The organism is bacterium (Candidatus Blackallbacteria) CG13_big_fil_rev_8_21_14_2_50_49_14, assembly GCA_002783405.1.
GTDB lineage: Bacteria > Cyanobacteriota > Sericytochromatia > UBA7694 > UBA7694.
This window is the reverse complement of sequence record PFGG01000065.1, coordinates 333,398-344,850: the sequence shown is the minus strand read 5'-3', so window position 1 is coordinate 344,850 and position 11,453 is coordinate 333,398. Positions and strand designations below refer to the sequence as shown.

Here is an 11,453-nt window from a genome sequence, read left to right as displayed (position 1 = left end):
TTGACCCCAGATCAAGTGTACTTTGCAGAACCCTCAGACCAGGGAGTTAAAGTTGCATGATTTGCTGTCTTGACAATGGGGAGCACTATATACCGCTCTATATGGGAATTCTCAACGATCCAACCCAAAACTAAGCGATCATTCAAGAACTGTAGGCCTTACCTGCCAGCTAAAGCAGGCAGACCCTCGCCGTGATTTTATGGACAGGTTCGAAAAGTGATAGAAAAAAATCAAAATTGACAAAAATCAGAACTCCCGTTAAGATAAAAACGTACTGACCGACGGTCGGTCGAAAGGTGCGTTTGTGATGGCCCGAGAACCCAAGCCCTATGATGCCCGTTTGAACCAGATTCTCGACACGGCCTTGGTGCTGTTTATGCAAAATGGCTATGAAGATACCTCCATTCAAACGATTATTGACACGGTAGAAATTGCCAAGGGCACGTTTTACCATTATTTCAAATCCAAAGAAGCACTTTTAGAAAAATTGATTGATCGTGAAAGCGAGGCGGTTTTAGCGCCTGTTTACGCGATTGTGTCCCGGCAGGATCTCAATGCTTTGGAAAAACTCAATCAGCTCTTTCTTGCAGCCGGGCTTAAAAAAGTAGAAAAAAAAGAAACCATGCTCTTGATGGCCCGTGCCATTTACAGCGACAGCAATCTGCGTTTCCGTGAAAAATGGAAACAGAAGTCTATTGCCTTGATTCAGCCCGCCTATGAAACCATTATTGCGCAGGGACTTGCTGAGCAATGCTTTGATACGCTCATGCCCCATGCCGTTGCTGAATTGATCTGCAGTCTGCACTTGAACTTGAGCGATGCACTCATGCCCTATTTTTTAAACGATGAAAACAGAGCTGAGAACAGGGCGATTATTCAGGAAAAATTACAGGCCTTTGAATATGCCGTGGCGCGTATTTTGGGGGTTGCTGTCGATTCGATTCAGATCTTTGACCGTCGCATACTTGAACTCTTTCTCTCAGAGGAAAAGGAAACCCAGCCATGAATACCTTTATCGCGATTGCCTGGAGAAATATTTGGCGCAACAGGCGCCGTTCGGCTTTAACCCTGACCATGATTGGTTTTGGTTTGTTTTTGTGTATTTTTCTGGAGGCGATTGTCAGTGGCACCCAGGAACAGATTTTTAAAGGGGCGATTGAGCTCAATTTGGGCTCGCTGCAAATTCATGCCAAAGATTACCAGGAAAACCAAACCTTGGCAGAGGCCTTTGCGATTACGCCAGCGCTTGAGAATCTGCTCAAATCCGAACCCCTGGTGCAGACCTGGACTCCCCGGATTATGGGGGGAGGCATGGTGAGTGTGGGTGAAAATACCAATATTGCGGTGATTGTGGGGATAGACCCAGAAAAAGAAGCCCAAATCAGCACCTTTCAACAAAAAATCATGAAGCCGCAAAAACTGGCAGAAAAATACCCCCGGCTTTACCCCCAGCCACCGCCTGAAAACCGCTATCTCAGTGCGCAGGCTCAACAGGAGATTTTGATCGGAGACAAGCTGGCTGAAAAACTGGAAGCCAAAATAGGCGATCAGCTGGCCGCCATGGTACAAGGGGCCGATGGCTCCACAGGCAGTGAACTTTACCAGATTGTGGGGGTTTACCATACGGGGCAGGGCGATTTGGACAATGGTTTTTATATGCATTTGGCCGATGCCGATGAACTCTTTTCGATGCACGGACAGGTGTCTCTGATCAGTGTGCGCTTGCCACTTTCCCAGGATATTCCGGGTGTGCTGGCAGACTTTAAACAGAAATTAGATCCTGCGCTTTATGAGGTTTTGGGTTGGAATGAGATTGCCCCTGAACTGGTGGACATCATGGCCTTTAAAAATGCCGGGAACCGTCTGCTGATGCTGATTATGATGATCATTATTGCCTTTGGCATTCTCAATACCGTGTTTATGACGATTATGGAGCGTATTCAGGAGTTTGGGGTTTTAAAAGCACTGGGTACTTCACCCCGCCAGATTTTTGGACTGGTGATGTATGAGACTCTGTTTTTAACGCTTTTGGGAATTCTTGTTGGCAATCTGAGTGGGGGGGCAATTTCCTATTATTTTTTGCTTCACCCGATCGATCTTTCTTCGATGACCGAAATGTATGAGGATATGGGCATCAGCTCGCTGACCCAATTGCCCGCCAATCCGCAAACCTATATGTTTGTCGTCTTCAGTTTGCTGATTTTAGTTTTTTCGATGCTGGCAGCTCTTTACCCGGCCATCAAAGCGGCGCGGCTTGAACCGCTTGACGCTTTAAAACATACTTAAAGGAGTGCTGCATGAATACCTTATTCAAGATTTCCTGGCGCAATCTCTACCGCAATTTCAGACGCACCCTGATCATGGCGATTGTGGTGGCGATTGGTTTTGTGGGCACGATTTTCTGTCTGTCTTTCGTGCAGGGCTATATGCGCCAGACGGTTGAAAATGCGATTCAGGCCCATACCGGCCATCTTCAAATTCATCAGTTGGGCTTTGCCGATAATCCTGTGATTAAAAAACGGATCCAAAAGCCCCAAACCGTGGAGCGGATTCTCTCTGAACACAGCACTGAGATCCAAGCTTTTACCCAACGTATCAAAAACCAAGGCATGATCAACAGCTCTGAATCGTCGGCGGGGGCTTTGATTATTGGCATTGATCCCGAAAAAGAAGCCGAAATTACCCAGATCAAAAAATCCTTGGTAGAAGGCCAATACCTGGCCCCTGATGATGCCCATGCCGTTTATTTGGGCAAAGCCCTGGCGAAAAAGCTCAAGGTACACCTCAATGACAAAATTGTCTTGATGGGCCAGACCCTCCACCAGGAAATTGGCGGCGGGGCGTTTCGGGTCAAAGGTCTTTTTCAGACCTCTTCTCCGAGTTTTGACAAGGCGATGGTGTTTATTACCCTGCCTGCTGCGCAAAACCTGTTTGAAATGAAAACGGCGGTTTCAGAGTTTACGATTATTGCCCGGCAGCCCGAAACGCTTGAAGTCTTGCAGACAGAGATTAAGAGTGGCTTGAATGCGCAGGATTACGAGGTTTTGACCTGGAAAGAGCTTTTGCCCGCTCTGGCTCAACTGATTGAAACCTCTTCCGGCACCGTCTATATCATCGTGTTTATTTTGCTGATCGGTATTTGTTTCAGCATTATCAATACCCTGTTTGTGATTGTCTTTGAGCGCTTCAGGGAGTTTGGCATTATGAAAGCTTTGGGCACGCCCCCCCGGCATATTTTTGTGCTGATTCTGTTTGAGGCCCTGGGTATGACCTCTCTGGGCATTGCTTTGGGCGGTGTTTTGAGCACGGGGATCATGAGCTATTTTCATATTTACGGCTTGAACCTTTCAGCCTATTCCAAGGGGATTGCGATTATGAACTTGGGCGAGATCTTTTATTTGAGCGTCACTCCAGCCCAGATCATCACGAGTATTGTTTTGACCCTGCTGATTGTGGCTTTGGCGGCGCTCTACCCTGCTTGGGTGGCGGCTCGGATTCAGCCGATCAAAGCCCTGAAATTTATTTAAGAGGTTTTATTTTATGAGTTTAGTGGACGTACAAGATCTCAAAAAAATCTATTTTCAGGGCAAGGTCGAAGTCCCCGCTTTGAAAGGGGTCAGCCTGAAAATTGAAAAAGGGGAGTTTCTCGCCATTGCTGGGCCTTCGGGTTCTGGTAAGACGACTCTTTTAAACCATATCAGCGGTTTGGACCACCCCAGCAGTGGCACGGTCAAAATAGACCAGCAGGATTTGAACGGGCTTTCCAAAACGGCACTTTCGAAACTGCGCCTGCACAAAATTGGTTTTATTTTTCAGTCCTTTAACCTGATTCCCGTTTTATCTGCGCTTGAAAATGTCGAGTTTGTGATGCAATTGCAGGGGCTTTCGGCACAGGCTCGCAGAGAAAAAGCCCTGCAGATTCTGGCCGAGGTCGGGCTGAAAGAGATGGTTCACCGCCGCCCTTTGGATCTCAGCGGTGGCCAGCAGCAGCGTGTGGCAGTGGCACGGGCGATTGTCAGTGAGCCGGTCTTGATCATTGCCGATGAACCTACGGCCAATCTCGATTCCGCCACAGCCAAGGATCTGATTGCCCTGATGAAAAACCTCAACCAGGAAAAACAAATCACCTTTGTCTTTTCGACCCACGATCAGATGGTGATGGATTCTGCCATGCGCCTGATCCGTCTCAAAGACGGTTTGATTGTTCAAGACGAGAAAAAGAAGAACTGAGGAAATGAGCATATGAAAACCCTGATTTTGAGTGGCTTGGCCTTTGTTGCACTCAGTTTGCCGGCCCACGCCCTCACTGCTTTGGAGATTATTCAAAAATCACTGGAAATCACCCAGGGAGATACCTCACAGGGCAAAATGGAGATGCTGATTGTCAAACCCAAATGGCAGCGCAAGCTGGTGATGGAGTTTTGGGAGAGTCGCAAAGGGAAAAAATTCTTTACCCGGATTATTGCGCCCGCCAAAGAAAAAGGTACGGGTTCGCTGAAGATCGACAAAAGCATGTGGAATTATTTGCCCAAAATTGAGAAGGTCATGAAGATTCCTCCTTCTTTGATGTTGCAACCCTGGTTGGGCAGTGATTTTACCAATGATGATCTGGTCAAGGAAATCAGCCTGGAAAACGACTATACCCATCAGCTTTTGGGCGAAGAAGTGGTTGAAGGAATCAAAACCTATAAATTGGAATTGGTGCCCAAACCTGATGTGCCCGTGGTCTGGGGCAAGGTGCATTATTTTGTGGATAAAGAACGCTTTTTACCCGTTCGCCAGGAGTATTTCAGTGAAAGCGGCAAACTGGTGAAGTATATGCGTTTCTCTGAATTTAAGACCCTGCACAACCGCTATGTGCCCACGCGCATGGAAATGGTGCCAGTCAATGAAAAAAACCAAAAAACAGTGATTACCTATCTTGAAGTGCGTTATAACGCGCCGATTGACGATGAGATTTTTTCGCTGCGAAACCTGAAAAACTCCAAATAGTGGGCCAGATTTGAGCGTGGGTGGGTTCTGAGGCATGGGCAGGCAACGCTTTTTTGCCTTGAAAAGGTGCTTGGGGGTGCTGTGTCTTACGCTGCTGCAAGCACTGTGGCTCAGCCCTGTGGCAGCCGAAACGGAGCTTTCAGGTTATTATAAAAATATTTTTCTGCGCAATGGCGAAAATCTCTTTGCGGGCAACCGTCTGCGCCTCAAATTTCTGGTTGATTTCAATCAATATGTTCAGGCTGAAATTCAATATACCAATCAGTTGACCTTTGGTCAGTTTCCCAAGATTCAGACGCCGCTGAACACCACCAATTTTTTTAAGACCGATCAGGTGCTCTTGCGTGCCGATGGACTGGATTGGACCCATTCTTTCTACCGGGCCTTTGTCAGTTTTAAACTCAAAAATCTGGATATTGTTCTGGGGCGGCAGCGTATTGCCTGGGGTACAGGTCGTTTCTGGAATCCGACCGACTTGCTCAACCCCTTTGACCCGACCAATATTGAAGGCAGTGAACGAACGGGGGTGGATGCCCTCAATCTGAAGCTGAGCACCGATCGCCTTTCCTATTTGTCTTGGGTGGGGGCACCGGGCCCAAGCTTTGCAGAGTCGAGCCTGGCCAGCCGTTACCATACCACGATTGGCCCCCATGATCTTTCTTTGATGACGGGAAAATTCAAAGATAGCCTGGTGATTGGCGGTGACTATGCCGGTTCTTATCAGGGGGCGGGGGTGCGCCTGGAAGCGAGCTATACGCTTTCGCCGCTTAAAAATTTTTGGAAGGCAGTGCTGAGCTTGGATTACCAGTTTTCACGGCTTTATCTTTTGGGGGAATACTTTTACAATGGTCAGGGTGAATCGGATCGCCGCCACTACGATCTTGAAGGGCGGCTTGCGGGCCGGATTCGCAATTTGGGCCAGAACTATCTGGGCACAACCCTGAGTTACCAGCTTTCTCCCCTGATGTCGCTTTCGGGCCTGGCCCTGATCAATTTAAATGACGGCAGTTGTGTGCTGGGGCCCACGCTGAGCTATTCAATGGGGCCCAATACCGATCTAATTTTCGGTTTGAACGCCTATCTGGGCTTGCCTGAGACAGAGTTTGGCCGCAATTCAGTTTTGATCTTCAATCAAATGCAGTGGAGTTTTTAAAATGCAGTATCGCGCTCTGATTTTTGTGGGTGTGTTGAGCTTTTACCTGGCGGCAAGGATTTCGGCATTTGCAGCCGAGGCGCCTTCTCCTGAACCCACCCAGGCAGAAGAGAAGGCGTCCCAAGCCGAATCTTCCGAACCTTCAGTGGCAAGCTTGGGGAATGAGTTCAGTATTTTTTATCAAAACAGTCTGCAGTCTTTTCAGCAGGATCAAACCTCCATTGCAGGGGCCCGACCGAATCAGCTTCAGGCCAGCGGCCAGATCCGGCTGCAGCCTGAATGGATTTTGCGTTTGGCGATTTTGGGCGACCGTGCCAATCTGGAACTGCCGCAATTCACCACCGGCAAGGTTTTCAGCTCGGATGCCTTTTTGGGGGAACTCAGTCTGAATTACCGCTTGGGCAAAACAGACCATCTGGAATGGGCGGGAGGTCTCAGCTATCTCTATACCAGCTATACCCCTGACAATCTCGATCAAAATCAAGCGCCAATTCCCTTTACCAATACCGTGCTGGATTACCATTACACCAGCCAGGGCCCCGGCTTTTCGCTCTTGGGCCTTTGGCAAATCACGCCGCCTCTGTCTTTGCTCGCCCAGGCAGGGCTTTACCCCTATCTTTTCACTTCGGTGCAAAAGGGCAGTGCGCTGCCCTATCTGGGAATGGGGCGGGCGACTTTGCAGTTGCGCTACCAGATTGTAGAGGGGTTTTTACTGGCGCTCAGTGCCAGTCAGGAGCTGGGCTGGGGAGCCTACCTGAATTCCAATACCAGCTTGGGTTTGGGCCTGACCCTGGTGCCCGACAGAATTTCGCAGGAATAGCTAAAGCTTGCCAGTCAGATAGCCCAAGAGAATCGGTCCGAAAATAATCAGAAAGATATTCGGAAAGATCAGCAGCAGCATGGGAAAGAGCAGTTTAATCGGCGCTTTTTGGGCCAGTTCCTGGGCTTTCTGCCAACGTGCATCTCGTGCAATTTCACTTTGAATACGCAGGGTTTGGCTGAGGTTGCCGCCAATTTGCTCGGCCTGAACCACAGCCACTACAAACGAGGTAATCTCTTTCATATCCACCCGCTTGGCGAGGTCTTTCAGGGCCTGAATGCGGGGTTTGCCCACTTTGATTTCCTGCAGGGTTTTGGCAAGTTCCTCTTTCAGGGGACTGGGCTGGCCCTTTTTCAGCATCAGATTGAGGGAGGCATCAATGCCCATGCCGGCTTCCAAACAGATCGTCATCAGATCGACAAAATCAGGAAAGGCCCTGAAGATTCCCCTGCGGCGGCTTTCAACACGGGTATTCAGGCGCACAATTGGAAAATAATAGCCAATTGCCAGCAGCACCGGCAGGGCGTAGAGCACAATCTTGCCCGGATATTTAAACAGGAAGAGATTCAAGGCCACAAAGGCCATGGGAAAGCCCACCATATACAGAAGCAGGTTGACCCCATAGAGTTCAACCGAAAGTTCGTAATTGCCTGCTTGATCGAGTTTGCGCCGGATAAACTGGTAGAGGTTGGCGGGGATCAGACGGGCGGCAATCGGGGCCAGTTGCGAGTGCCCTTCGCTGGCCCATTGTTGGCCCAGGGCCTTGGCTTTTTCAAGCCCTTCGCGGGTATCTTCTTCCTGCAGGCCTTTTTTAACTTTCAGGTATTGCAGACGGGCGGAGGCTTCTTCTTTGGATTGGGGTTTGGCAAAGGCCAGAATCACAAGCAACACGGCCATAAAAAAGAGAATATAGATCAGCCAGCTCATATGTCGATATCCACGATCTTTCTCACCACGACAATGCCTCCCAGAATAGTGACTGCACTGGCCGAGAGCATGCCCCAGCCAATCGGATGCGAAACCATCAGGCTCATGCGGCCTGGGTTGAGAAAATAGAGCACCACGCCCATAAAGAGGGGCAACAGGGCCAAAACCATGGCTCCCAGACGGCCTTGGGCCGTGAGGGCCGAAATCTGCCCCTGAATCTTTTGGCGCTGGCGGACGGTATTGGCCAGGGTATTGAGCACATGGGCCAAATCGCCCCCGGTCTGGCGTTGAATAATAATCGCAGTCACGAAAATATCCAAATCGGTATTCTGCATGCGTTCGGCCCAGTCTTCGAGCACCGTATCCAGCGGTGCCCCCACGCGGGTGGCCTGAAGCACTTGGTAGAGCTCATAGGCCATGGGATCGTCCATTTCACGTACCACCACCTCCAGGGCCTGAACCAGACTCAGCCCTGAACGCACGGTATTGCCAATCAGCGCTGCTGCATCGGCAAATTGCTCCTGAAAACGGCGTTTGCGGCGGGCGTGTTGTTCTTTCAGCCAGCGCTTGCAGATAAACACACCCAAATAGGCAAAAAGCAGTCCCATCGAGAGTTTGGTCATGGCATCGGGGCCAGTGACTACACCGAGCGCAAAAAGCGCAAGGCTCAGACCGGCCTGAAAAAAAATAAACTGACTGGGATTGAGGGGCAGTTGCAATTGCTCAAACTCCTGCTTGAGCGACTGGGTATAGCGCCCGAGCAGAGAGTCCATCAGTTTTTCAGTTTTGCCTGAAAAAAGCAGCATCAGCATCAGCACGCTGACAAAAATCAGGGCGCCGATGCCGAGGGGCAGCAGTTGCAGCAGCAGGTTTTCCACGGTGAACTGGATCAGGCCTGCTGGTTGATCATCTGGGCCACATCATCCCGGTATTGGTGCAGATGGCTTTGGCAATATTCCTGGGAGGGACCGTTGCTGTAGATATGCACCTTGGGCAGGGTGGGATCGGGCAGAATCAGGCTCCAGCCGCCCTCTTCGAAGATCTTGACGCCATCCAGGGTTGAGATATCCCGTTGACCATATTTTTCCAGCATCAGGCGCATCAGTGTGCCTTTGACCGTGGTGGGGCAGGTCAGGGTATCGCTGAGGATATGCAAGGGGGGCAAATCCTGAATCACTTCAGAGAGTTTTTTATTGTCGAGCGAAAGCAGGGTGGCCAGCGTGGCGGCTGCCATCATGCCGTCAAATCCGCCATGGAAAGCCGGGAAGATAAATTGGCCTCCAAAGCCAGCCAAGACCACATCGGCCTCTTGGCCTGCTTCCATCAGGGAGCGGGTGGTGGCTTTGGAGCGAATCACTTCCCCTTCGCATTGCGCTGCCACTTCTTCAATCAGGCTGGGGGCCATGACAGGAACCGCAATTTTTTTGCCGGGGAATTTGTGCAGCATCAGTTTGACCATCGCTGCCAGCAGCAGGTTGTGGTCAATTGCTTCGCCGCGCTCGTCGATTGCGGTCATGCGTTCGCCATTGGCATCCATGCGCACGCCAAAATCTGCCCCCAAAGCCCGCACCACATTTGAGGTCTGCAGGGCCAGTTCTTCATAGTTGCGCAGCGCGCCTTCGGCCACGTGGGCGTTGAGCACCACGGTGTCCATGCCCATGCGTCCGATCAGGGTGGGCAGAATCACGTGGCTGGCCTGGAACATATAATCCAGCACCACCTTCATAGAGCGGCTGGGTTTGTATTGGCTCAGAACCTTGAGAAAGCCTTCCTGGTATTTTTCAATAATGCGGGAAGGGTATTGAATTTCACCCAGTTCGACCACGCGCGCGCGGCGGAAATCTTCTTTTTGGTAGGTGGCTTCGATCTTTTTCTCGTTCTGAGGGGAGATATTCAGCCCCGAAGAATCGAGGAATTCAATGCTGATCTTTTCACGGGTATTGTCGGCTGCCAGACGCACATGTACGCCTCCGGCCACATCCAGTGAGGGAATTTGAATCCGGGCCACGGGCAGGGCACAGGCTTCCAGGTTTTGAATATGCACACCCACTGAGAGCACACCTGAGGCAAAAGCCCGGCTGAACAGACGTGAGGCCGCCGACTGGTCGCGGCTGAGTGAAATGCTCTTGCCCATGCCAATCGTCGCGCCATAGGCCGCGCCCATTTTGACCACCAGTTCGGGGGTGATATCCATATTGACGGTTCCTGAAATGCCCAGTTCGCCAAAGATGCTTTGCAATTGGCCGCTGCCCCAGATAATGCTTTCGGTGGCAATCGAATTGGCTTCGAGGTGTTTATTGGGCCAGATTCTGACCTCAGGCTTGACCAGGGTTTTTTCGCCCAGGGAGCAGTCATCTCCGACCACTGCGCCTTCGAGAATCTGGGCTTCTTTGTGCACAATCACGTTTTTGCCCAGGGTGCAACCCCGCAATGAGGCACTGCGCTCAATATGCACGCCATTCCAGACAATCGGGCGCTTGAGCGTGGCGTTTTGATCGACCACCACATTGTCACCCAAAACGGTATTGGCGCTGATGCGCACGTTTTTGCCGATATAGGTATTGTGGCCAATCACCACGGGGGCTTCGAGCGAGACGGAGTTTTCAAGCTCAACGCCTTCACCCAGCCAAATGCCTTCTTCTTTCTGGGTATAGGGCAGTTCAACCTGGACTTTTCCGGCCAGAACGTCATAGTGGGCCTGGCGGTAGGTGGTCAGGTTGCCAATATCGCACCAATAGCCTTCGGCCACATAGCCATACATCGGCAGCCCCTGTTCCAGAATCATGGGGAAGAGATCTTTTGAGAAGTCTTTTTCTTCATTGGCGGGCAAGAGATCGAGCAGTTCGGGCTCGAGCACGTAAATGCCGGTATTGATCGTATCGCTAAACACTTCGCTGCTGGTGGGTTTTTCTAAAAAGCGTTGGATTCGGCCTTCTTCATCGGTGATGACCACGCCGTAATCGAGTGGATTTTCAACGCGGGTCAGCACGATGGTGGCCTTTGAACCTTTTTCGCGGTGAAATTTGAGCGCTTGGGTCAGATCAAAATCGGTAAGAGAGTCTCCACTGATCACCAGAAAGGTTTCATTCAGATGCTGTTGAATATTTTTGACACACCCGGCCGTTCCCAGCGGGCGCTCTTCTTCCAGGGCGTAATTGATATTCACACCCAGTTCTTCGCCATTGAGCAGATAGTTCTGAATCAGATGGGGCAAATAATAAAGCGTGACATAGACGTCGTTGTAATTGTGCCGCTTGAGCAACTCGATAATATGTTCGATAATCGGTTTATTGACAATCGGCACCATGGGTTTGGGCAGATCACAGGTGAGCGGTCTGAGGCGGGTGCCGGAACCTCCGGCCATAAGTACAGCTTTCATGAATACGATGTTCCCTTTCAACAATAGAAGATCCCAGAAAGTGATTCAAATTATCGCACAGTGGGCCTTGCCTAGCCAAGATTGCCGGTGACCCAGATCAGCCGGGTGCCGGGAAAGTTGAGACAGACAGATTTTCTCTGGGGGCTTGGGCTTTGATTGGATGTGCAGTAAAATAATTATCA

Annotated in this window: 10 protein-coding genes; 7 read left to right on the top strand and 3 right to left on the bottom strand. The window is 50.4% G+C overall.

Features of this window, described 5'->3' with window-relative positions:
• The first annotated feature begins 307 nt into the window (after nucleotides 1-307).
• From COW20_18480 to COW20_18450, 7 genes are read left to right on the top strand one after another with little or no spacing between them, the layout of a single operon-like run.
• On the top strand, nucleotides 308-1,006 hold the full coding sequence (locus COW20_18480) for a hypothetical protein (protein PIW46228.1): 699 nt from the start codon (nucleotides 308-310) through the stop codon (nucleotides 1,004-1,006).
• The gene (locus tag COW20_18475) at nucleotides 1,003-2,286 is read left to right on the top strand and encodes a hypothetical protein (GenBank protein ID PIW46227.1); all 1,284 of its coding nucleotides are present in this window, start codon (nucleotides 1,003-1,005) and stop codon (nucleotides 2,284-2,286) included. Before COW20_18480 ends, COW20_18475 begins: the two co-directional genes overlap by 4 nt.
• 11 nt (nucleotides 2,287-2,297) lie before the next feature.
• The gene (locus tag COW20_18470; GenBank protein PIW46226.1) at nucleotides 2,298-3,527 is read left to right on the top strand and encodes a hypothetical protein; all 1,230 of its coding nucleotides are present in this window, start codon (nucleotides 2,298-2,300) and stop codon (nucleotides 3,525-3,527) included.
• Nucleotides 3,528-3,540: 13 nt separating this feature from the next.
• Nucleotides 3,541-4,230: a macrolide ABC transporter ATP-binding protein gene (locus COW20_18465; protein ID PIW46225.1), complete on the top strand. Its 690-nt coding sequence runs from the start codon at nucleotides 3,541-3,543 to the stop codon at nucleotides 4,228-4,230.
• A gap of 12 nt (nucleotides 4,231-4,242) precedes the next feature.
• Nucleotides 4,243-4,992 (top strand): outer membrane lipoprotein-sorting protein, encoded by a 750-nt coding sequence (locus COW20_18460; protein ID PIW46224.1) that lies wholly within the window; start codon nucleotides 4,243-4,245, stop codon nucleotides 4,990-4,992.
• Between the two features lie 34 nt (nucleotides 4,993-5,026).
• Entirely contained in the window at nucleotides 5,027-6,145 is a 1,119-nt protein-coding gene (locus tag COW20_18455) for a hypothetical protein (protein PIW46223.1), read from the top strand.
• Nucleotide 6,146: 1 nt separating this feature from the next.
• Nucleotides 6,147-6,965 (top strand): hypothetical protein, encoded by an 819-nt coding sequence (locus COW20_18450; protein ID PIW46222.1) that lies wholly within the window; start codon nucleotides 6,147-6,149, stop codon nucleotides 6,963-6,965.
• Here COW20_18450 and COW20_18445 read toward each other — a convergent pair whose 3' ends face one another.
• The 3 genes from COW20_18445 to COW20_18435 are packed head-to-tail and all read right to left on the bottom strand — an operon-like array spanning nucleotide 6,966 to nucleotide 11,271.
• The gene (locus COW20_18445; GenBank protein PIW46221.1) at nucleotides 6,966-7,892 is read right to left on the bottom strand and encodes a hypothetical protein; all 927 of its coding nucleotides are present in this window, start codon (nucleotides 7,890-7,892) and stop codon (nucleotides 6,966-6,968) included.
• Entirely contained in the window at nucleotides 7,889-8,770 is an 882-nt protein-coding gene (locus tag COW20_18440) for a hypothetical protein (GenBank protein PIW46220.1), read from the bottom strand. The genes COW20_18445 and COW20_18440 overlap by 4 nt, the downstream gene beginning before the upstream one ends.
• Nucleotides 8,771-8,781: 11 nt before the next feature.
• Complete coding sequence (locus COW20_18435; protein PIW46219.1) at nucleotides 8,782-11,271, bottom strand: mannose-1-phosphate guanylyltransferase; 2,490 nt, start codon at nucleotides 11,269-11,271, stop codon at nucleotides 8,782-8,784.
• Nucleotides 11,272-11,453 lie beyond the last annotated feature (182 nt).